17 protein-coding genes and 1 riboswitch are annotated in these 22,768 nt (G+C 52.5%); of the genes, 14 read left to right on the plus strand and 3 right to left on the minus strand.

The window, feature by feature from the left end; genetic code table 11:
* Positions 1-5: 5 nt before the first annotated feature.
* From KB554_RS04855 to KB554_RS04865, 3 genes are read right to left on the minus strand one after another with little or no spacing between them, the layout of a single operon-like run.
* Positions 6-2,132, minus strand: a complete 2,127-nt coding sequence (locus tag KB554_RS04855; RefSeq protein WP_004303979.1) for a hypothetical protein — start codon at positions 2,130-2,132, stop codon at positions 6-8.
* 1 nt (position 2,133) lies between these two features.
* On the minus strand, positions 2,134-3,942 hold the full coding sequence (locus KB554_RS04860; RefSeq protein WP_004293581.1) for a PKD-like domain-containing protein: 1,809 nt from the start codon (positions 3,940-3,942) through the stop codon (positions 2,134-2,136).
* A 53-nt stretch (positions 3,943-3,995) separates the two neighbouring features.
* Entirely contained in the window at positions 3,996-4,955 is a 960-nt protein-coding gene (locus tag KB554_RS04865) for a DUF4465 domain-containing protein (protein WP_004293580.1), read from the minus strand.
* 156 nt (positions 4,956-5,111) lie between these two features.
* Positions 5,112-5,300, minus strand: a riboswitch (cobalamin riboswitch).
* A 91-nt stretch (positions 5,301-5,391) separates the two neighbouring features.
* Here KB554_RS04865 and KB554_RS04870 point away from each other — a divergent pair.
* From KB554_RS04870 to KB554_RS04930, 14 genes are all read left to right on the plus strand, one after another.
* Positions 5,392-10,161, plus strand: a complete 4,770-nt coding sequence (locus KB554_RS04870; protein WP_004293579.1) for a hypothetical protein — start codon at positions 5,392-5,394, stop codon at positions 10,159-10,161.
* Positions 10,162-10,212: 51 nt separating this feature from the next.
* On the plus strand, positions 10,213-10,500 hold the full coding sequence (locus KB554_RS04875) for a hypothetical protein (protein ID WP_004293578.1): 288 nt from the start codon (positions 10,213-10,215) through the stop codon (positions 10,498-10,500).
* Between the two features lie 5 nt (positions 10,501-10,505).
* Complete coding sequence (locus KB554_RS04880) at positions 10,506-10,829, plus strand: hypothetical protein (protein WP_004293577.1); 324 nt, start codon at positions 10,506-10,508, stop codon at positions 10,827-10,829.
* Between the two features lie 110 nt (positions 10,830-10,939).
* Positions 10,940-11,617 (plus strand): hypothetical protein, encoded by a 678-nt coding sequence (locus tag KB554_RS04885; protein ID WP_004293576.1) that lies wholly within the window; start codon positions 10,940-10,942, stop codon positions 11,615-11,617.
* Entirely contained in the window at positions 11,610-12,542 is a 933-nt protein-coding gene (locus tag KB554_RS04890) for a hypothetical protein (RefSeq protein ID WP_004293575.1), read from the plus strand. Before KB554_RS04885 ends, KB554_RS04890 begins: the two co-directional genes overlap by 8 nt.
* Positions 12,539-13,432: a hypothetical protein gene (locus tag KB554_RS04895; RefSeq protein ID WP_004293574.1), complete on the plus strand. Its 894-nt coding sequence runs from the start codon at positions 12,539-12,541 to the stop codon at positions 13,430-13,432. Before KB554_RS04890 ends, KB554_RS04895 begins: the two co-directional genes overlap by 4 nt.
* Entirely contained in the window at positions 13,422-13,988 is a 567-nt protein-coding gene (locus tag KB554_RS04900) for a hypothetical protein (protein ID WP_211035109.1), read from the plus strand. Before KB554_RS04895 ends, KB554_RS04900 begins: the two co-directional genes overlap by 11 nt.
* Positions 13,985-16,567 (plus strand): hypothetical protein, encoded by a 2,583-nt coding sequence (locus tag KB554_RS04905; RefSeq protein WP_004293569.1) that lies wholly within the window; start codon positions 13,985-13,987, stop codon positions 16,565-16,567. The genes KB554_RS04900 and KB554_RS04905 overlap by 4 nt, the downstream gene beginning before the upstream one ends.
* A 2-nt stretch (positions 16,568-16,569) precedes the next feature.
* Positions 16,570-16,782: a hypothetical protein gene (locus tag KB554_RS13250; protein ID WP_191835317.1), complete on the plus strand. Its 213-nt coding sequence runs from the start codon at positions 16,570-16,572 to the stop codon at positions 16,780-16,782.
* Positions 16,783-16,816: 34 nt separating this feature from the next.
* Positions 16,817-17,176, plus strand: coding sequence for a hypothetical protein (locus KB554_RS13255; RefSeq protein ID WP_224241394.1), 360 nt, complete (start codon positions 16,817-16,819; stop codon positions 17,174-17,176).
* Between the two features lie 281 nt (positions 17,177-17,457).
* Complete coding sequence (locus KB554_RS04915) at positions 17,458-18,717, plus strand: hypothetical protein (protein WP_004293566.1); 1,260 nt, start codon at positions 17,458-17,460, stop codon at positions 18,715-18,717.
* 74 nt (positions 18,718-18,791) lie between these two features.
* Positions 18,792-19,859 (plus strand): phosphoesterase, encoded by a 1,068-nt coding sequence (locus tag KB554_RS04920; RefSeq protein WP_004293565.1) that lies wholly within the window; start codon positions 18,792-18,794, stop codon positions 19,857-19,859.
* Positions 19,847-22,171, plus strand: coding sequence for a hypothetical protein (locus tag KB554_RS04925; RefSeq protein WP_004293564.1), 2,325 nt, complete (start codon positions 19,847-19,849; stop codon positions 22,169-22,171). The genes KB554_RS04920 and KB554_RS04925 overlap by 13 nt, the downstream gene beginning before the upstream one ends.
* Positions 22,146-22,631, plus strand: coding sequence for a hypothetical protein (locus KB554_RS04930; protein WP_004293563.1), 486 nt, complete (start codon positions 22,146-22,148; stop codon positions 22,629-22,631). Before KB554_RS04925 ends, KB554_RS04930 begins: the two co-directional genes overlap by 26 nt.
* Positions 22,632-22,768 lie beyond the last annotated feature (137 nt).

A 22,768-nucleotide genomic window follows, 5' to 3' on the forward strand; every position in this document is an offset into this window, starting at 1 on the left:
GGGTGTTACTGCTGGGTATAGCGACCGGCTTGCATATCCTCGTAGGTGGGGTTATAACCGCAATTGGTTACAAGCCAGTCTTCTTTCTTGATTTGCTCTTCTTCTACAAAAGATTTGAAGAACGTATAATCAACAAACCGTGTCAACCGGATAAATCGAACTCCTGAGAGTTTTGTTAAAGTTGGCATATTGAAAGTCGTAAGCGATGCTGCATTTGCAGCACAAAGTGTTCCATCAATGGCCTGCAATTTGGGGCATGAAATAGTTTTTACGGCACGAACAGTCATACCAACACCCCCGACATGTTCCAATGACGGAAATGTAAAATCTTTATTTGATGCCATAAAATCTAAAGAACCATATAAAATATTATTAATCACCCCTTCTTTGATATATTGAGGATTGCTTGAACAACCGACTGACTTTAAATTCGTAAAATCATAATCATAGTTAGAAACAGCGTTCAGATTACCGATAATACATAACTGACCTCCGACAATTTCCAATTTCGGGAACGAGATATTGTTTGCCATTGTAGTTTCGATGCTTAAATATCCATCTACACTTACCAAGTTAGGGGCTGAAACGCCTTTTTTTGAACCTCTTATAATTTCCATATTCCCGTAAACTCGTTCAAATTGGAATACAGGATCTGTTGTCATATTGCTAGAATACTTAAAATTCTTAATACTCTTAAAATTCAATTCTGGATCTATTCCAACACTTGAACCGGTAATACCGCTCGGAGCTAGAAACATGCTAACTTGCGACATATCCTCTTTTGTGATAATTTTTGAGAATATAGTCCCGTCTGTAATAGAAATTAAAGGTTCGTTATCCTCAAAAGGTACAAAATTTACTTTGCTCAAATCTAAAATTCGATCAGAACACTCCAATAAACGCAGCAAGGTCAGTCCTCCGAGTTGTTCTAATTTACTCCAATCCGGTAATTTTTTCAAGACTTGGAATTTAGATATTGTCAATGTGCCTTTAACAATCGACAAGTTAGACAGTCCATCTATTTCTTGTAATTTATTATTTCCCGTAGATGTAAAAGCATCGGACGCAATATAACTGGAAACGAGATTAAGGTCGCCGTTTACTACCGATAATTCCGGCAATGAAAGGGTCTCCAACGGAATCGGTATAGAAGCAAAATCCACACTTCCAACTTCTTGTAATTTCGGAAATTCCAAAGAAATCATTTTGCCTAAATTATTAACCCCTAAGCGACCGTTTACTTTTGTCAATTCAGGAATTCTCAAAGATGTGATTTCTCCTCCTGGTTCTCCGTCACTTGTCAGACACTGGAGATCAAAATCCTTTACGACAGTGGTTAATTTAGGGAATTCAAAACTTTGTAGAGATGAAGTCCTGAATATTATATTTCCATCAATCGTTTCAAGGTTGTCGAATTGCACATATGCTACTTGATTGTTGCAGACAACGATGTCGCCAGTAATATGCTGCAAAGATCTCATACTGACCATCTGCAATTTACTGTTGGTCGCAAAGGCAGTTTCAGTTCCTATTTGCAAACCTCCAATTGAAGTGATATTATCAAGTCCCGTAAGATCTTGTCCAACATAACTTTTCCGAATGATGATGTTTCCTTCGACTTCCTTCAATATTTTTAATGCGGCGATATCCGACAATTCTTCTGCATCCTCAGCATCCGACCCGATAATCAAATCACCTTTGATAACCGTTACGTCCGTATCAATGAAAGCCGTAACATCCGCTGTTGTCTTCAATTCCACATCCCCTTCATAGCGAATCTCGTCTTTAATGACTTTATATGTATAATCATTCGCTTCTCCATTGTAAGAGGTTACACGAAACGTTCGTTCCGTATCCCAGTCAGTAATGCTTGCCGGATCGGGAATAATTGTTGCCGAGGATGTGTATTTGAATTCGACTTGAGCATTATTTAACGAAACAGTATATGGAACTGTTATGGTAATTATATTGTCAATTATTTCCGCTGTATAGGATTGACTTGCCACAGTCATCACGACTGATGTGATAAAATTGTCATCGGCATCAGCAGGACTTTCTGGAGTCTGATTATCTTCTGAACATGATAAAAAAAGAAATGGGGCAATGAATAGTAAAAGCCAAAACTGTCTCATATTATTGATTATTAGTTATTGATAAGTCTTCAAATGAAAATACTTCTGTGGATATCTCTCCAAGCCAACCACTTTTCGATAATACTCCACACTGAACTTTGATAAAGTCTATATATTGCAATTTTACTGGAGTCCCGTCATGATATATTGCATTGGCTATTTTGAATCCGTTGCGCTGACCGCTACCATCAATGACATTTCCTCCTACCAGATTATCTGAACCCATATTATCCACATACCCCCACTCATAAGCGTTATTCGCCCAATATCCTGTAACGGGATCTTGATTGTTGCGAGGAGTCAGACGCGTCCCATATAATGTATAGCTATCTTCTTTAATCCAATTGGGATAATAATATTCTTGGCCATGGTATGCATTCATATCGACAGAACCTGAATTACCTTCACTATCTACCCACGGAGTATGTGCTCTGGGTGCAGGTCTATAGTAAGTTACTTCGTAGTCTTGTATTGTACCATCGATGCCGGTTTCAGATCCTTTTAATTCATACCATTCATCGTCTGGCTGGCCATTGCCATTTATATCTTGCATTACCCAAACAATGCCCGGCTCATTTGAGCCACCGCTCGAACTGTTAAAAGCATTTCCTTGTATTGCAAAATCGTATTCTCGGCCACTCGGAGCAATACTATGGTCAAAACCGATGATGATATAACCACCGAAAGATCCCAGTGAAACATGCGCTTTTTTGTTCAATCGTTTCGTTGCATACTCTATGGCTTGTTGGGGCGTCGTTTCATTTCCTATAAATCCGGTATTTTGGGATAACTCATTAATAAACTGTCCGGGAGCAGGAATGAATTCATAAACCTTATCCCAAATACCTGAACTTGTCGCTGTCGCTTGCCGATAGCGTTCTTGTTCCGTTTTTTCTTCACAAATAACCTTAACTGTCGTTGTAATTGAAGTATTACTACGTGTTATGTTACGTGAAAGTGGCTGTGTGTTGGGCATTTTTTCTGTAACAGTAACAGCAACGAAATATTCTCCAGGAGTCGTCGGCGTGAATTTAAAAACCCTGTCGGTAGCGGCTTCCATAATTTTTCCATTGACCTGCCATTGATACTGTGGATAATCGAAATATTCCAGCAAAGGCCGCAAATATACAGGACGCCCTGCAAAAGTATAACGATCCGTAGAAGTTTGTGTATAGGATGGTGTCGGAAACCGTACGGAATAAGGCATTGTTTCCACAACTTCTACGTCGAAATCACGGATTGTTTCTCCGTCTATATTGGATGCCCGGATTGTTATCGAATATGTACCGAGTTCTTTTTCGTGAAACGTATATGCTTTTTCTGTTCCGACGATTTCTCCATCGCGTACCCATTCAATTCTAAAATTTTCAAGATCGTCATGTTGAATATCTGGAGATAAAATATAATCCGTGTTTTGAGGCACTTTTAATCCTTTAGAGGGGATTATGATTGAAATTGTAGGTGGAGTTAACTCCAATACTTCTACTTTTAACTCTTCTTCCGCATAACCCTCTGGTGTATCAACTCGCAATTTGATATATAGATGTTGTTCCTGATTCCATGTATACTTCAATATTGATTCAGATGAAAGAAGTTTTCCATCTACTGTCCATGCATAAAGTGCATTATTCGCATATTTATATGTCGGGGCAATTGTCAGTTCACGCCCAACTTTGATAGTGTAAATGCCAGTCTCACTATCGAGTTCAATTATAGGAGCTTGTTTTATTTCTTCAGTAATTACATCGTTCTTATTACAGCTTGTAATAAAAAACAAAAGTACAAGAATACTAAATATGAAAGCCTTCATAATAAAAAAGGCATAGAACTGATTTCAGTTCTATGCCAAACTATATTAAATTGTTATTCTATTGTAACGTCGTCTATACAAAGATACGCCGGAGTATTGAGTCCATATATAGGATCGACATCAGATCCTTCAAAATTGAATTTTACACTTTGCACATCCGCTACATTAATATCCCAATATGTCCATGTAGTTACGGGGGACACTGTTGGTTTATCATATCGGTAGTCGGCCAACAATTTCGATACAGTGGTGATCAAATTTCCATCTACGTCATAACATTCGATGTTGACTTGGAAATATCCTATATTGTTGCCGTCAGAATCTTTCAGATTACTCAACGGTGTTGCAACACCCGATGTTCCGAACTGATTACCATTTATAATCACACCATAGGTATATGCTGTGTTACAATACCATAAACCCTTGAATTTGCGAGGGGAGTCAAAATAGAATTCAGGTTTGGCCATCCACTCCGTATTTCCGAAATCAGAGTAGCCGTATACAACAGCAAAATTGGAACCGCTGTGACCTGCCCCTGTATTGGCCCCATCTGTGGATGCTGTATTATAGACACTACATTGATTCTCCCAAGTATACCACCAATTAGTTCCAGAAGTCTTGCCGGCAGCAGAATCAGAACGATAATTGTATTTCGACAACGCAATGGCACCACTGGAAAATTCAGTATACGCTCCATAAGAATTGGTTACAGTATTCATGTCGGAGACAAACACAAAATCGGGATCGTATATTTCCCTGATTTGGTTCTCTGCAGTATATCCATAAAGCGTGTAGTAGTTCTCTGCTTTAGGCGAAACCGCCATGAATGTTTCATCGAAGTCATCGAATGTAATGGTTGTAGTGCCATCATCATTAAAGTTGGCTCGGGTTTCGGGAGTTACTGAATCAGTTTGAGGATTCATCAAAAAGTCATCGTCTGAATTACAGCCGGTGAACAGGGCGGTTGCCGTCAACAGGAAAGCTCCCGCCAGAAAGCGTAAATTTCTTTTCATAGCTTACTTGTTTTTTAATAAAACATATTTTTAACAAACACAAAAAATCCCGTTCGCGCAGGTTTACACGAACGGGATTATGTTTGTCTTCAAATATGAGAATGACTCCTACGGCATTCCGTATCTGATCGCAACCCGATTTTCTCCCGCGGGTGTAAATCCTTTTCCGGTCATGGCAGGTCTTCTGACTCGTCCCAGTCGTCGCGCCTTCCCAGCATTACACCAGTGGCAGGTTGCGGCAACCTTGAGGGGACTTACAGCAGCGGGTACTGTCCCGGATTCTCACCGGATTCCCTTTTCATCCGTGGCGGCGAACCGCCCGGAACCATTTCCAATTACAAAAATACAAATATTTTTTATAATAATATCATTTACACGAAAAAAAATCCGCAACCTGCCGGAATCATTCCGCACTATACTTTCAGAAAAAGGTTTCATGGCAAAGATTCTCATCGCCCGGGGACAGGCGACCATCTATGTCCAGAAGGACGGGTATACCATAACCCAGTCTTTGGGTGAATACGTGTTCCCCGCGGATGACACGGGGAAGATTCTCTCGTCCGTCACTCTCACCTCGACCGTACGGGTGATGTGCGGGGACGAGGAACTCACGGCCTTTACCATCGGTGCGGTGGGTAAGCCGGCGGGATTCTCATCCGTTACCGTCAATAACGGCACGAAGACCTTAACCTACGTTATCACCGCCGGTACGACGACCCTCGCCGACCACGGAACAATAGATATTCCCGTGACAATTTCCGGTATTGTCTATCATCTGTCGTTCGTCTGGTCGAAAGCCAAGGCGGGTATCCCGGGCAAGGACGGGGTCGATGCCGACATGCTCGACTGGGTCAAGGAGTGGAATACGGGTAAGACGCTCATCAACGGCAACACGGTCATCACCCCCAAACTCTTTGCGGGCACGAAAAACAGCGACGGCACCGTCTCCGGGATAGCCATAGGCTCGTTTACACTCAATACGAAGACCTCCTCGGGAACGATCGCCGCAGAGGCGGTAAACGGCATCTATGGATTTAGGGATGGCTACAAAACCTTCTATGTAGATAACGGCGGTAACGCCCAGTTGGGTTATGGCGACCAGTATGTCAGGTATAACGCCACGACAGGCAAGGTCGAGTTCGGCAGCGGAGTGAGTCTGAACTGGGTCGGTGCGACCTACATCGACAAGGACGGCGTCTTTACCGGAACACTCTCGGCCGATACGATTAAGACGATTTCCATCAGTGCTTCCCAGATCACATCGGGGATTATCGCTGCGGCACGCATCGACACGGCGGCGTTGAAAGCCTCCTTGATTACCGCCGGAAACATCGAAGCTCTGACCTTGAACGTTACAAAAGGGAAAATCGGCGGCTGGACGGTGGATGCCGACTCCCTTTACCGGGGTACGAAGAACAACACTGTGGGGAGCTGCACCTCTGCCGCAGGTAGCATTACGCTCGGCTCGAACGGTATCCGGGGCTATAAATGGCGGCTGGATGCCTCGGGAGCCGGAGCGGTCGCGGGCGGCAACATCGCGTGGGACGCTTCGGGCAACGTCACGTTCGCCTCGACGGTCAGTGCCTTGTGGACGGCACCTATCGGCTCCCTCACCACGGCTTTGGGCGGCAGCGGCTATCCCAAGCTGACGAAGATCACGGCCGACGGAATCTATACCGGCAGTATCACCGCCTCGCAGATTACCGCAGGAACCATCTCCGCCGACCGCATAGCGGCAGGCAGTATAGCGGCCTCGAAGCTCGATGCCGCCAGCATCAGGTCCTCCATCATCAACACGGACTATATCAACGGCCTGAGCTGTACCTTCACCAAAGGAAAAATCGGCGGCTGGATGATCGGGGCTTCGGCCCTCACTGCCACGCATATCTCGATAGACAGCGGCAACAGACGCATCGCGGTGTACGGGGCCAATTCGGGTGTCGCTAGCGGGCAGCGGGTGCAGCTCTACTACAACAGCGACACGGACTTCGGGCTCTATACCACGGACAGTGCAGGGTACTGCGTGGCACAGCTGGGTTCGAGCAACAGCATAGCCGGCTGGACGATCGACACGACTTCCATTCGCAAGGGCAACGTGTCGCTGGGCAGCGACGGCTCGATCATCAACTCCACGAAATGGAAACTGAACAACGACGGTTCGGGGCAGATCGCCTCGGGCAACATTGCATGGGACACTGCCGGGAACGTTACGTTCGGGGCTTCCGTATCGCTGCAATGGAAGAACGACATCGAAGCGGCCAAGGTTACGAACTTCGGCTATCGATATTACAAGAAACTCATCATCAACGGCGACGAAGCGACCTATTATCCAGTCGTTTTCAAAGGTGGCGACCAGAACATCAAACGTACCATTCTCGTCCGTCGGGGATATGCCGAGCAGGCTCCGGTCTCGTGGAACACATCCACGCACAAAGGAGGTCTGATCGTACTTATCAAAACCAACTTCGGCGGTTGGGGTGGCATTGCCTATTCATGGGATATCTATGACCTTTCCGAGACCTACTGCCGGATGTTCGCCGGGGCGCAGCTGTGCGGCAACTACTGCATGTTCGCCGTCTTCCTGCGTGGCGGCGGCGATACGGGTGCCGTGTACCACCTCTACTCCGACCAGCCGATAGAGAGCAGCAGTTATAGTCCTTCGCCGATTCCGGCAGCTCCGCAAATCGCTTACGGCAACGACCTTATCTTCCAGAGCGGTTCCACACAAGCCTATGCCCCCGCGCCGCGCACCCTCACGGCTGCCGTCGAGGAGGAGATCCGCCGCCATCGGTTCATTGCTCTGGCGCAAAGCACGGACAGCACGCTTGCGGCGCACCCGCTGACCTATATCGGCTCGACAGGGATTTACACGGGCACCCTTACCGCGGCGCAGGTCAACGCCGTGGCGATCGATGCCGGCAGTATCAAGACGGGAACACTTTCGGCAGACCGTATCGCCGCGGGCAGCATCAGCGCCTCGAAACTCGATGCCGTGGGTATCAAGTCGTCCATTATCAATACCGATTACATCAACGGTCTCAGCTGCACGTTCACGAAGGGCAAGATCGGCGGTTTCTCCATCGGCAGTGACAACATGACCATAGGGAACGTCGGAGCTGTGGGTGCCATCCCGTTGCAAATCCGTTCCGCCTCCACGGGCAGCGGTTACTGGTACACGGGAGCCTACAAGCCGCTGGGTATATGCCTTACGTGGTATCAGAGCAGCAATGCAGGGCATATCGTCCTCGGGCAGGTGGCGGCATCCGGCAACAGTGTCAAGACCGGATTCATAGGTCTTCAGATGATGTCATGGGACAATCTGGAATACTTCTGCCTCTCGGTGAACTATACCAAAAGCGGCAGCAAGGAGGTATACAACCGTATCGCGGGGTGGGCCTTCGACCACAACCATATCTGGAAAAACAACATCTCGCTGGGCAGCGACGGATCTATCGCCAACTCCACGAAATGGAGTCTGAACAACGACGGGTCTGGGCACATAGCCTCGGGTAATATCTCATGGAATGCCGCCGGCACGGTTACCTTTGCCGCATCCGTATCCGCCCAGTGGACTACGGGCATCACGACGGCGCAGGAACTCGCTTCGGCCATGGCGTTCGGGAAGATGCTCTACCGCGACCCGACTTTCTGGAACGGAAACAACGGTGTCGTGGTTTACAACAACTCCCAGAACGGTATGGTGACCGTTACCCGGCAGCAGGATGCCACGGCACCCAATGACAGCAAGTATGTCCTGAAAATCCAGACCAGCGGCAGTGCCAGCCCTCGCAACGGAGGCTTCTATTTCGGGGCGAAATGCGGTTACCGCAAGGTGCTCGTCGCCCGCATTATCGCCAAGATCCCCGCCGGCAGAAATCTCTGTTGGGCGACGAACAGCGTCGGCACGGGAGGTTCGCACCGGTGGCTTACGTCGAACGCCGGCACGGGCGACTGGAAAGAATACGTCTACAAGGTCGTGTGCGGCACCGCCGATTTTTCCAGCACCCATTTCTTCTACGTGGACGGCACGCAGGGGACTTCCGATACGCCTGTCATCTGGTATGTGGCCTATGCCACGGTCTTCGACCTTACCTCCACGGAGAAATACACGACCACCATCGATGCCAACGGCATTTACACGGGAACCGTACGCGCCAACCAGATTATCGTGGATTCCGCCCTGACTGTCGGAGGGAGCAGCTATAACGGCAGCATCTCCGTCAAGGATGCGAACAATAGCGTAAAGGTCACGCTGGACAGGAACGGTATCACGGCCGTGAGCGGCAAGATCGGCGGCTGGATTCTCGGAACAAGCGCCCTGACCGCTTCGGCTCCGGCCTCGGGGCACCGCATCGTTATGGGGGCTTCAGGATATATTTACCACGACAACCCTTCCACCGGAGTAAACTATTGGGCGCTGAACACGGACGGTTCCGCCACGTTCGGGTGCGGGAAAATCTCCTTTGCCAATGACGGATCGGGTTATCTGGCCAACCAGAATATCAAATGGGACGCCTCGGGAAATGTCACGATGACGGGCACCATCAACGCCAATGCCGGCACCATCGGGGGATTCGTCATCGGTCAGGGGCGCATCGGCTCGACGGCGACAGGAACCGGCTCAGGCGGCGGCCTTGCCATCTACGACGACCTGTTCCGCGTGGGGGACACCATTTCGTATGTCCTGTTCGGCAGCAACACCATACCGGCATCCGCCGGCGGATCATGTGCCACCGGACGTATTGTGAACAACAAGGTGAACAGCATCTTTAATAACAACTACGGGCTTTATATCGATGTCAAAAACGGTAACCGTAACTACGGAATATGGTCCAATGCCTCTGTTATAGCCCCTGCCTGCATCGGCAACAAGATCAAGAATGTCTATTTCACAGGCAGCGGTTACACGATCGATTTCTCGCAGTTCAACATCTTTTTCGTTTATGCCAACCAGAAGTACAGCGTGACCCTGCCGTCGGCATCGTCCGTGGCCACCATGTTCGGTTACTCGACTCTGCCGTCGGACTTCGCCTGCATATTTACCCTAATTTACAACTACAACTGGGGGAATAGCCTTGTATTCACCAATATCCGTAACCACAACGGGGATCTTGCCAGTTACACGTTAGCCAAGGGAGACTCCATTACGGTATTGTGCGCCAATTACCCCTCGTTCCATTACCAGATATTAAATCACTCTTATTAAAAACTTTTCTGCTGGGAATATCCCTACACTTAATAAAAACAGAAGCGAATTATGAACATCACCAACGTAACGGTAACCAAGGTTGCCGAAGAGAGCACGGAGAATGCCGACTACCAGTTGGAATATTCCATCGTCAATGACGCGCTGACCCGCGTCCACGCCTCCATCCGCAAGAAGGATACGGATGGCTCGGGGAACGCTCCGCAGATAGGTATCATCTACATGGAACAAGGCGTTATTTCATGCAACATTCCTATGGGAGAGCCGCTTGCACCCCTGTTTCATGATTTCGATACCATGATCGACGAAATAAAAAAGAGTAACGTACAAAATGCATAAATAATATGGAACTGTCAGTCAAAGACCGCCTTTACCTGCCGTCCTTTTTGCCGGCACGGGGCAACTTCAAGGACTTCAACCTCAAAAAAGAGATTCTGCGCAAGATCGCCATTCCGGACGAGGAGCGCAAAGCCATCGGTCTTCACGAGAATGCCGAGGACAAGCGCATCGAATGGGATGTGGAGAAGGAGAAACCGCTTGCCGTGGAGTTCTCGGGGGACGAGATGGAGTATCTCCGGAAAGCCTGCGAACGCATCTCGGACGAGGAGCTTCCGGACGATATGTGGGCTACCGTGTCGCGCATCTACGATTTCATTCAGGAGAAGTAAACCATCCTTTCTTTCTGCCGCTACTCTTTTGAAAAGAGTGCCCGGTCGTACTCTGATGTATGGTCGGGCTTTTTGTTGAAGTATCGTTCATGGCAAGACAGGACATAACAATGGACGCCGAATACGGTGAGGTGGAGACTTCCGGCAATATCGCCGGCAAGAGTTTCTACGACTTCCGCCTGCTCGATGCCGTCGCGGGTGCGGACAACGACACCTTCCGCTACGGAGAGATTACCGTCCCCGTCGGCTTCGTGTACACGTATAACGACGGCAAAGGGTTCCATGTCAGGATTCCCTATACGCCCGACATGCGCCGCCTGACGGTCCGTCTGGTTATGGAAAGCGGTTCGGGCGGCACGGAGTACCTGAGAAATCCTGCGACGGGCAAACATTGGTTTCCCGTCGTGGCGGAGACGGAAGCCGGCACGGCCGATATCGCCCTGGCCGCATTTTTCTCCCTCAATGAGAAGGGAGTCTACAACCTGCTGTCACGGGACGGTTACCTTGCCGTGTACAGCGGCTCAGAGACCGACTTCGAAATAGGAGCCGCCAAAGCCCAGAACGAGACGTTTCTGCTGAAAGCTTCAGCCGGAAATCTCTACCAACATTCTACGACAGGTGTCGGCCTCGTCGACTACCTGCATTCGAGTCTGGAAAACAACGGTCTTGCCGCCAAACTGCAGTCGGAATTCCTGTCGGACAAGGTCGTCATCAAGAATGCCTATATGGATTCTGCCACGGGAGAGCTGCTTTTAGAAACCGAGGAAAAGGAGGAGAACGATGGGTAAGTACAGGGTCGTAGCCGGACAGAATATCTACGATGTGGCCCTGTACCTGTACGGCAGCATCGAGGGAGTCGTGGATTTGCTCATCAACAACCCCGATCTCTCCTTCGCCACGACATTGACTGCCGGCCGGGAACTTGTCTACACGGACGATTTCGTTATCCGCGCCGATGTAGTCGCCTATAACGGGTTGCACGGCATCGTCCCCGCTAACGGTGAACGGCATGTCTATCCCAAAACGTTCACCTTGCCGCTTGCTGTCGTCCTCACGCTCGCTGCCGGGATCATCACCGTGCAGTGTGCCGTTTCCGGTGCGGGACAGCTGGAAATCGACTGGGGCGACAACAGCGACACCGAGACCGTCCTCCTCGCGGACACGCCGCAGCTGCTCACCCATACCTTCGACAACAAAGTCAGGGACAGGCGTCGTATCCGTTGGTTTACCGATGCCTGCTTCCGGAGTATCGACTGGAGCGGGCTCAAACCGCGGTCGTTGGTACTGGTGCAGACACTGCCGGTGGAGGAGCTGACGCTCACGCACGCCACACTCTCCTTGGAGAGCCTGCGGCTGCTTTCCGGAACCTACAGCCTGAACCTGTCGAATTGCGCGTTGGCCGATCTTGCACCGCTTGCCGAATGCCGGGAACTGATGACACTCGACCTCTCCGCCGCCCGACTGAAACCGACAGTCATAGATCATTACCTGACAACCCTTGTGGAACATTACGGCGACCGACGGAATTGCACGGTCATTTTACCTACAGCCCCGACGGGAACCTATCGGGAGCCGGACCGGGATACCGAAACGGGGCGCTACCGTATCGCCTCGGGCATGGAAGCCGTATGGGTCATCCTGCACGAGGAGGCCTGGAATGAGGGTGGCGCGTGGAAATTCATTATCGACGATATAACCTATACAGTGGAATGAGCCGGACGATTAAGGAGATATACAATGAAGCCGTGCAGGAACGCAACCGGCGGCTGGAACTGACGGAGTTCGCCAGCGACTCGAAGCTGTCTGTCATGAACGGTATCCTATGGACCGTAGCCGCTGTCATCTACAGTTTCGAGACGCTGCTTGATGTCTTCGCGGTGGATATCTCGGAAGCCATCAACAACCGGATCAACGGCACGCCGGACTACTACGCCAATGCGCTGCTGCAATACCAGCAGGGCGACGAGCTGACCGTCCGCGAGGACGGACTGGCTTTCGGGTATGCCCAGGTCGATGAGACCAAACGCATCATTACGCAGGTCTCCTATGTGGAGAGCACGGACGACAGCAACCTCGACAGCAAGCTGGTACTGAAAATCGCTACCGGCACGAAAGGACATCTGGAAGCTATTCCCGCCGAGGAGCTGGTGCCCATCAATGCCTATATCGGCAAGCTGAAATTCGCCGGCACACGCATCGAGGTCATCTCGACCAAAGGCGACGTGCTGGTGCCGCGTCTTACGGTCTTCTACGATGGTGCCGTTCCCGAGGCGGAGATGTACGACAGCATCGAGACCCGTATCCGGGACTACATTATGGGCATCGACTTCGACGCTGCGGTCTATGTCTCCCGCCTGACGGATGCCATACGCCGTGCCGAACACGTTACAGACGTCTATATCGACGAGACGGCAATCCCCGAGCAGGGCGTGTTTATTGCTTGCCACGATACGGACGGGCAAATCCAGCCCCTGCAACGTGTCGGCCGCATGACATACACCGCCTCGGGCTACCTGAAAGAGTCCTCGCGCAAGGACGAGGAGTCGGAACTGCCGACCTTCCGGGAAGCCATCACGCTCAAAGTCGAAAACCATGAGATATAAGCTGCCCATAGACCGTTCGGTGAACCGGCTCGTGCCGCACTACCTGTCGGGACGGCGGTTCATCCTCTTCGTGCAGAGCTGCCTCTATCCCTTGCAAAGCCTGAACGAACGGTTCCGTACGTTTGCACGGGAACGGCATATCGAGGTGCGCATGACCTCACAGGTCATCTATTTCGAGTGGTTCCTGAACTACCGGTTCGGTAAATACATCAAGGACGGCAAGGACCGCATCTTCATCAAGGACAGCACGAGTGTCGGTGTGGACCTGTACCACGAAGGGGCGGAATACCAGCGTCCTTTCACCGTATGGTACAACGGGGAACAGGTTACAACGGACAATGAGGCGGAACGCCCCCGTCCGTTCTACCTGCTGGCGGAAGAGAAGCTGATCAACAAGGTCAGCTTCATGGTCTGCGTCCCGCCCGTCACCATACCTCCGCGGGAACTGGTCTATATGCTTTCCTATGTGGTGAACACCTATAAGACAGCAGGCAAGACCTACCTGATCAAGATCGACGAAGACGAATACACCCCCAATAAGAATACAGGACAATGAAAGAATATATTGCGGAAACCGGCGGACGGTATACCTACTCGGACGATATCCTGAACTTGCAGGAACTGGCTCTCAGCATGAGTGCCGTTTTTGACGGCTGCTCGGACTTCATCATCTCCGGATGCGAGATCGAGGGTCCCCGCGTCTCCCCGGGTTATGTCTGGCTCGGCGGAAAGGTACGCCGTTTCGACGGCTGCGCCGATGCTGTCTATCCCTATTATATATACGAAATCAACCGGCATGAATCGGTGGTCTACGCCAATGAGGTCAACAAGCGCGGGCGTACCTGTTATCTCTGTGCCGGAGCCAAGGCTGTCCCGGATACGGTCGATCCGGTTACTGACAAACTGCCGGCGGCCATCGAGGTGACGGAGAGCTATGCACCCCGGTTCATCGACAAGTTCTTCGGCCGCTATGCTGTCCTGCTCGATACACCTTTTGCCCGGCAGACCGTCAAGAAGGATCTGGTGCTGGCCGGAACGTTCACCGGGCAGAAAGAAATCAGCTCCAAGACCGCCGTCTCCGTCAGCGGCGGGAACGGCTACATGCTCAAAGGCATCGTCAAGGCGGACGGCCATGCCGCCATCGGTGCCTACCTGCACGGTCTGCTTGTCAACGAGATTGTCATCCGGACGGACGGCACGTTCAGTTTCATGAAACAAGGCAAGGAACTGGCCAGGGTTACGGAAGACGGCATATCCTGCGGTACTTCGCTGAATGAAAACGCCCGGATCGGGGCTGTCCGCATCAAGGGATACGACATCTATAACACCTCGGATGTGACGGATGAGGGTTGTATCCGTATCAATTACCACGGCACGGAGGGCGGCGGAACAAAATACCGTGACTTTGCCGTGCATGACGGAAAAGCCTGCACCACACCTGTTTTGAAAGTCATCGGGCGTACCGCCACCCTGCAGGTCGGCGGACTGCTCTCCCTGCAAAGCACCGGACGGGGTATCGATATTCAGAATACCGCCTATACGAAAGACAATGCCAGGCTGACAAACCTGATTACCTGGCGCGACAGTGCCGCCGCGCTGCTCGCCACCGTCGGCTTCGACACCGCTGACAGTTTCCGTTTTGCGCTGAGGAACGCTCTGGGCGACATCGTGCTTGCCCCTTTGGGAGCGGTGGATGTGCTCGGTACGCTTAAAATCAACGGAAAATCCGTGTCCGACACCTATGTGACCGTCAGGGCCTTTACGGAGGCGATGGGAAAGAAAGTGGATGTGGTAGAAGGCAAACAGCTCTCTACCGAAGACTTCACGACCGAATACAGGAAGAAACTGGCGGCTATCACTACCGGAGAACTGACGGAGGGCGGCGAAGGTTATGTCACATCGGGAACCGTCGCGGCGGCTTTGAAAATGAAACTCTCCGCCGACGGGAACCTTTCCGATGTCATGGACAAGGCTGCCGCCCGGAAGAATATCGATGTCTATTCCAAAGCGGAAGCCGGGGAGGTATTTCTGGAAATCTCCGAAGGATTGAAGGAGCTGGTGCGCCTGACGGCGGACGAGATCAGCGGGCTGACGGCAGAGGAAGCCGCCGAACTGAAAGCAAAGCGGCAGGCGGCCGTCAGGGATACCCTCGATGCCGAAAAGAAAGGTACCGGGGAGCTGAAACTGGCCAAGACCTCGAACCTGTCCGACCTTCCGGACAAGGGCAAGGCACGCAAGAACCTCGAAGTCTATTCCACGGCCGAGATAGACCGGATGATGGACGGCAAGCTCGGGACTGACTCCGCTTACGAGGGCATTGTCTTCACACCCGAACTCAGGGACAAACTGCTGGAAATCAAGACCGGTTCGTTCGCCTACATAGATGAAGGCGGCATTTCGCACGCGCAGGTCGAGGGATACGTGATGACCTCGCAGGTTGTCAGGGAACTCAAGAAAAAGGCGGAGCGGCTGATGGGCGGCTACAACGCTTCCGAAAAGGATACCATCGCCACCAACCTGAACCTGTATACCAAGGCCGGGGCGGACGCCCGCTTCGCCGCGCTTGAAAACCTGTTCCAGGATTACATCGACTTTTTGACCGGGCAAGGAAAATCCCCCATGGAAGCCCGGCAGCTCCTGCGGAACAAGTTGGACGTGCTGTCCAAAGACGAAATCGTCAAGGACTACCTGCGCAAGGACGGCAAACTTTCCGACCTGTCCTTGCCGACAGCGGAGGCGAAACGGCAGGCCTGCCGCGCTATCGGAGCCGCCTATGCGGAAGAATACCAGCCCCTGCTGGCGGATACGGGATGGATGCACATGGAGAACAGCGGCTCGGGAACAGATACCCAGGGGCTGTTTATCCGCCAGATCGGGAATATCGTGTCCATACAGGGGTATATCAATACCGCACGCAGGGACGGCAGCAACTGGGGCGGCATCGTTGCCGTCATCCCGAACAAGATACAGCCCCCGAGATACAGCGTGCGCTGCAGCGCCGCTGACTGGAACGATGACCACAAGTACAACCGGGGCTCCTCGTTCACCATCTACGGCGGTTCGCGCAGGATACAGCTTTACGAGCGCGGTATGTACAATGTCAATGTAGAACTCAACTTCACCTATTTTGTATAGTCATGAAACATAAACTCAATGTAAACGGCGATATTGAAAGCCGCCGGAGGATTGCGGAGCGCAGGAACGTTCCCGTCCGTGAAACCGTACAGCAAACCATTCAACCGCAACATCATGAAACAGAAGAAAATCAGGCGGCAGCCGCAGAAGAAACCGTCTCCCCGGCAGCAGAAGCCCCGAAAGCGAGAAGACGGAAGACCGCAGGGGACGCTTAAGCGCTTTCCTTTCGACGAGACACGGATAGGCTTCATGCTCCGGTATGAGATGCCGGTAGTCTATCATCTGCTCCGCAGGTTATGCGCCACGCAGCAGCCCTTCGAGCCGGACTGGCAGGTCATACGGTCGGTGGCGGAGGCATCGAAAGACCCTTCCTGCGGCAAGGCGAAGTTCCGCCGCTACCTGGACGAGTACCGCCGGGACGGGGTCTATTGCCGGCGCGGGAAACGGCTCACGCCGGAGCGCAAAGCCTACTATGAAGGCATATGCCGCCGCAAGAGAGAAGAGTATATCCGCCGGAACCGCAGGAGGCTGCTTGCCGAAGCGCGGAACGCGCCGGGCGGCGACAGACTGCTCGGAGAGATTAAAAGCATTCTTAAAATGAAACGGTAATGCGCTGAAGGACAATGCCGGTGAGAAACATTCATGTACATGTATGGCTGTTCCGGGTAATTTGCCTAATTTTGTATTCCACGGTCGCTGCAAGACCTTTCCATATTGTCAAATGAGTATCCTCTTTCGGGATACGGTCAGCGAGACATCCTCTCCCAATTTTATCAGTTGAACGCGGACGGTGCAACCGAACCCGTCCGTCCTGTTACCAGTTTCTTTGCGATGCGGGTATACCGTGTCGCATTCTTCGGGCATTTTTAAATCCATAAAACAAAGCGTTTATGCAAGAAGAAGAAAAGAACAACGGCATGGAAGGCATGTCTGTCGAGGAAATGTTCCTCGGCGTTCAGGAATCTTATCAGGAGGCACAGTTGCGTGCCCAGGAGGAGAACAGGGCGTTCGCCCGTACGGAGTTCTTCCGCATGGACAAGTTCGGGACTTACCGTCTCCGTATCCTGCCCATCGCTCCCAATCCGGACGGCTCGCCGACACGTCCGGGCTATGAGTATCCCGTCCACCAGCTGCTTCTGGAGCTGGAGAAACCCGCTACGGGGAACAAGCCCCAAAAGATGTATGTCACTGTCACCCGCGCTACCGATGCCGGATATAGCGTTGATCCCATCGAGACTTACCGCCGCATGGCCGTCGAAGCCGCAAAAGAGGACGGGGACGACAAACTGGCGGAAAAGATTGCCGGGGGCTCGTTCGGAGGCGGTCTGAAATACAGTTACGGCCACTGTCTCTATGTATTCGACCTGGGTGAACGAGCCAAAGGCGTGCAGATGATGACCCTTTCCCATGCCCAGTTCAAGGATCTGGATGAGAGGAAGTTCAAGCTGTGGAGCAAGAAACTGGCCAAGAATCCGTCTTACCCGTGCCCGATTTCCTCGGTGTATGACGCCTATCCGGTGGAGATTGAAAAGCGCAAGAACGGAGCCAAGACCGAGTATGTCATTTCCATTGACAACGAATCGGAACCGGTACCGTTGACCAAGGAGGAGCTGACCGCCCTGATGGGTGCGCCGCGTATCCCGGAAATCATCTACCGCTACACCCGTTATCATCTGGGAGCCACCGTCGAGTTCCTCAAACAGTGCGACGGTATCTACGGCATGTCGCTCATGGAGACGGATGAAATGAAGACGGTCATCGACACGCTGGACGGTGAACTGCCCAAGGAGGATATATCCGCGTTCTCGTTCGACCGCCGTACGAAAGATAACAGAGAAAACGGGCGTGAAGGCGGAGGCATCTCGCTGGACGACCTTTTCGAACGTTATGACGAGCTTCAGCGGCAGGAACTCGGTGAGAAGACCGAGGAAGGCCAGGAGCTGCGTGCGATGATCCGCGGCTACATCGAGCAGGAAGGGCTCTCCGTGCGTGTCACACGCTCCACGAGCAACCGGGAACTACTCGACCTGATCGAAAGCGAGATGGAGGGTCCGAAGCCCAGTGACGAACCGGAGGATGTCCCCGGGGAGGAAGAAGAGCAGCCGGAGGAAACGGAAGAGCGTGCCGGGCGTCCCCGCCACCGCAGATAAGCCTTTCACAAGTTCTTGAATTCTAATCCGACGGGAGGCATCCGGGCCTCCCGTCCTAATCACAATCACTTAGTATGAAAGAGAACAAACCCTGCCTTTTGTTATTGAATGACATCCACATCTCGAAAGACAACATCCCTGCATTCCAGGCCAACTGGCAGGAGGCCATGGGAATTTGCAGGGAACGGGATATCCGGGAAGTGGTTGTCGGAGGAGACCTGTTCTTTTCCCGTGCCGCCCAGACACTCGATGTCCTGCTGGCCGTCAGGGATATGCTTGTATCCGCCGCGGACCATGACATTCATGTCACGCTGGCGGAAGGGAACCACGACAAGGTGAACCAGGAATCCCTGCGCGGATATTGTCATGTCTTCGACCGGCATCCGAATGTGACTGTCGTGGATGAGTACCTGACCCTGTGCCGCCCGGAATGGAAGTTCGCGCTCCATGTAATGAGCTATTTTCCGGAAGACGGCTCTTTTGCCGAAAGGCTCGGACGATTGGCTGCGGAAGCGCTTTCCGGAGAACCGGAGCACTTCCTCTACATCCATGAGGGTATCAACGGGGCATTGGCACAGCCTTCGGAAAAGGAACTGCCTGCCAGGATATTCTCTCCTTTCGACAAGGTCTTTGTCGGCCATTACCACAACCGTACCGTCATTCCGGGGACGGGAATCGAATATATCGGTTCCTCGCGCCAGCATAACTTCGGGGAGGACGAGGAGAAAGGATACACGGTGCTGTATACGGACGGCACGTACGAGTTTGTCAAGAACCGCGTGAACATGCGGTACCGTGTCATGGATATGCCGGCGGAACGTGCCGGGTTGCACCTGATGGACGAGCTGCGTGAAATGGAGGCCGATGGTCGCTACAAGGTCAAGGTGCGTGTCCATGCACCTGCCGCCGCGATGAAATCGGTGGACAAAGCCGCCTTGCTGGAAGCCGGAGCGGCGAAGGTAGAACTGGTTGCCGATGACGAGCAGCTGCCGGAGGCGGTATCCTCTTCGCTCTTCGAGAAATTCGACAGCCGCCGCATCCGGGAAACCTACGAGGACTTCTGCCGGGAGAAACAGATCGAGGATGTGTCGATGGGATTGGAGTATTTATCTAGAATAGAAAACAGATCATGTGGAAATTAAAGACGATAGAAGCCGAAAATCTCTGCGCCTTCCGTTCGCTGTCCTACATGCTGCGGCAAGGCGTGACGACATTGATTTTCGGCGATAACCGGGACAATGAGTCCCAGCAGTCGAACGGGGCCGGCAAGTCTGCCCTGTTGGAATGCATTGCCGTGGGTATCACGGGCAGCCCGCTTAGAAAGATACGCTCGGAGGAGATTATCAACGATGCAGCGGAAGAATGCCGTATCGCTTTGCGTTTCATCAACGATTCCGCCGCCGAGGAACTGCTCGTCAACCGCCGTATCCCGCGCAAGGGGGCTTCCTCTGTCAGCTGTACGCTTTACCGTGGCGGCAAGCAGGTGGTAACCGATGAAGCGGTACAGCCTTCGGTGGATGCCTATAACCGGTATATTCTTGACAAACTGGGTATCACACGCGACGAGCTGCTCAACAATTTCATCCTTTCCAAATACCGGTATGAGGATTTCCTCTCGTCATCGGACAAGGAGAAGAAAGAGGTCATCAACCGCTTTTCCAACGGTATCCTGGTGGATGAAGCCATCGCCAAAGTGGAGGAAGACATCGTGCCGCTCTCTGAAAAGAAACGGCAGGTGGAACTGGAACTGGCCGGGTTGGACGGGCGTATCGGGATGTTACAGGAGCAGATACGCAAGGAGGAGGAAGCCGGAGCCGAGCGGGGGCGTACCCGTGTGGAACGTATCATGGGACTGGAAACGGCCATAGCGGCCAAGAGGGAGCAGATCCGTACCGGGCACGAGAACGTGGACAGGCTTGAGGAACAGCTTGCCGGAGTGCAGCGGGCGGACGAGGCTTTGCAGGAACTGGAAGCCGGAGATACCGCATTGGAAGCATGTCTGGAAAAGATAGCGGAAATGATGTCCCTCTTTCCCGATGCCCGGCAGACGGACTGGGACAAGGTCATTGCCGAAAAGAAAGGACGGTTACAGACCGCCACAGAGCGGCTGAAGGATTGCGATGCCGTCTTGAAGCAGGCGGAACAGGAACTGAAAAACAGGACTGACGGCTGGGAACAGTTCAAGAAGGAGTATGCCGCATTCTGTGAGGCATACAGGGATCAGTCCGATACGACTGCGGAGAGACTGCGGGAAATCGACATCCGTCTGCGCGACCTGTCCGGCAGCATCGAGGAACTGCGTCATAAACGGCGTATCGTTTCTGCCGGTATTGACGGCCTCTCGAACAAACTGGCCGGCTCCATCACCTGTCCTTTCTGCGGGCATGAGTTTCTGGTGGCAGAACCACAGTTCGACATCGAGGCCGGCATGAAGGAACTGAAGCTCCGTCAACGGCAGCTCACGGAAATCAACGGCCGTATCGATGAGAAGCAGGAGGAGACGGATGCCGTGGAGTTGCAGCAGAACCGGCTGAACCATGAGCGCCGGATATTGGAAGGCAGACGCACCGGATGGGAGGAGCAGCTGGCCGGGCACGAACGGGCCATCAGGAATGCCACCCGCCACGTGGAAGAGGTGGAAAGCGGGCATAAACGCATCGCTTCCGAAATTACCGCCCTGCAAAGTGAAATCGAAGGTGTCCGCCGCAAGGTATTCGACGAGGTGTTCGGATTCATAGACGAGCGCAATGCCGCACTGAACCGCGGCATACGGGTAGGCAAGGAAGATATACAGGCTGCGGCCTGCGCCATCGACACTTTGCAGGCCACGATCCGGGAGCTGGATGAGGCGGCTTCACCCGACCTCATACAATCGCTCAAGGACACTCTCCGTGAAACGCGCGGGAAGTCCAACGAGGCGGCAGGGCGCAAGACGGCCGTCGATGCCCGGGTCCGTGCCCTGGAGATACAGCGGGAACGGTTCGTGCAGTTCAAGACCTATCTGGCCAACACGAAAATCGAGGCGCTCAGCCGTATCACCAACGAGTTCCTGCAAGACATCGGCAGCGACATCCGTATCCGCTTCGACGGGTATACCGTCCTCAAGAGTGGTAAGGTAAGGGAGAAAATCTCCATCTCACTGCTGCGCGACGGCATGGACTGCGGCTCGTTCGGCAAGTTTTCGGCAGGCGAAGCCGCCCGTGTGAATTTGGCGACCATCCTTGCCATGCAGAAACTCGTGAACAGCAACTGCGACGGGGACAAGGGACTGGATCTGCTCGTGCTGGACGAGATACTCGAGGCGGTCGATGAAGCGGGGCTGGCCTCCATGTTCGAGGCGCTGAACTCGCTCGGCGGTACCGTGCTGGTAGTCTCGCACGGGAATGTGGCTGAAGGCTATCCGCATAAACTGGTAATCGTGAAAGAGAATGGCGAATCGAGACTCGGAGAATAGCGTACTGACCCGGGAGCAGGTACTGGCGCTGGACATCGCCACGCATACCGGATACTTCTCCCTGCATGAGGCCGGGACATGGAACTTCACCGAAAGCAAACGGCGCAACGGCAACAAGATGCACGGCGCTTTCAGGACTACGCTGCTCTCGCTGCTCCGTCGTTACGGCATCCGCCGCGTCGTGGCCGAGGATGTGAGCGTGAACCGCCATTTCTACGACATGCGGCGGCTCTCGGAACTCAGGGGTATCCTGCTCGAAGTGTGCGATGAACTGGATATCCCGGAACCGGAGTTCGTCAACCCGGCTGTCCTCAAGAAATGGGCGACGGGAGACGGACACGCCACCAAGACGCAGATGGTCGCGGCCTGCAAGGACAGATACGGTATTGTCCCGGTGGATGACAATGCGGCGGATGCCTGCCACCTCTTCTACTATTACATCCGCAGGCACAGGCTGTGACAAGCCGACAACGGTTTGGATTTTTTCCGGGCGGCGGTAATGCTGCCGCCCGTTTTTTCAATTGACGCTCACGGTAGCTGACAGATTAGGACATGAGATTCATTATCAACCTTTTCAGTCAGTGGAAACGTGGAAAA

Source organism: Alistipes sp. Marseille-P2263 (assembly GCF_018101075.1).
GTDB lineage: Bacteria > Bacteroidota > Bacteroidia > Bacteroidales > Rikenellaceae > Alistipes > Alistipes dispar.

Excerpts from the sequence above, each read along its gene's own strand:
- KB554_RS04855 (WP_004303979.1), bottom strand. The coding sequence starts at position 2,132 with ATGAGACAGTTTTGGCTTTTACTATTCATTGCCCCATTTCTTTTTTTA.
- KB554_RS04860 (WP_004293581.1), bottom strand. The coding sequence starts at position 3,942 with ATGAAGGCTTTCATATTTAGTATTCTTGTACTTTTGTTTTTTATTACA.
- KB554_RS04865 (WP_004293580.1), bottom strand. The coding sequence starts at position 4,955 with ATGAAAAGAAATTTACGCTTTCTGGCGGGAGCTTTCCTGTTGACGGCA.
- KB554_RS04870 (WP_004293579.1), top strand. The coding sequence starts at position 5,392 with ATGGCAAAGATTCTCATCGCCCGGGGACAGGCGACCATCTATGTCCAG.
- KB554_RS04875 (WP_004293578.1), top strand. The coding sequence starts at position 10,213 with ATGAACATCACCAACGTAACGGTAACCAAGGTTGCCGAAGAGAGCACG.
- KB554_RS04880 (WP_004293577.1), top strand. The coding sequence starts at position 10,506 with ATGGAACTGTCAGTCAAAGACCGCCTTTACCTGCCGTCCTTTTTGCCG.
- KB554_RS04885 (WP_004293576.1), top strand. The coding sequence starts at position 10,940 with ATGGACGCCGAATACGGTGAGGTGGAGACTTCCGGCAATATCGCCGGC.
- KB554_RS04890 (WP_004293575.1), top strand. The coding sequence starts at position 11,610 with ATGGGTAAGTACAGGGTCGTAGCCGGACAGAATATCTACGATGTGGCC.
- KB554_RS04895 (WP_004293574.1), top strand. The coding sequence starts at position 12,539 with ATGAGCCGGACGATTAAGGAGATATACAATGAAGCCGTGCAGGAACGC.
- KB554_RS04900 (WP_211035109.1), top strand. The coding sequence starts at position 13,422 with ATGAGATATAAGCTGCCCATAGACCGTTCGGTGAACCGGCTCGTGCCG.
- KB554_RS04905 (WP_004293569.1), top strand. The coding sequence starts at position 13,985 with ATGAAAGAATATATTGCGGAAACCGGCGGACGGTATACCTACTCGGAC.
- KB554_RS13250 (WP_191835317.1), top strand. The coding sequence starts at position 16,570 with ATGAAACATAAACTCAATGTAAACGGCGATATTGAAAGCCGCCGGAGG.
- KB554_RS13255 (WP_224241394.1), top strand. The coding sequence starts at position 16,817 with ATGCTCCGGTATGAGATGCCGGTAGTCTATCATCTGCTCCGCAGGTTA.
- KB554_RS04915 (WP_004293566.1), top strand. The coding sequence starts at position 17,458 with ATGCAAGAAGAAGAAAAGAACAACGGCATGGAAGGCATGTCTGTCGAG.
- KB554_RS04920 (WP_004293565.1), top strand. The coding sequence starts at position 18,792 with ATGAAAGAGAACAAACCCTGCCTTTTGTTATTGAATGACATCCACATC.
- KB554_RS04925 (WP_004293564.1), top strand. The coding sequence starts at position 19,847 with ATGTGGAAATTAAAGACGATAGAAGCCGAAAATCTCTGCGCCTTCCGT.
- KB554_RS04930 (WP_004293563.1), top strand. The coding sequence starts at position 22,146 with ATGGCGAATCGAGACTCGGAGAATAGCGTACTGACCCGGGAGCAGGTA.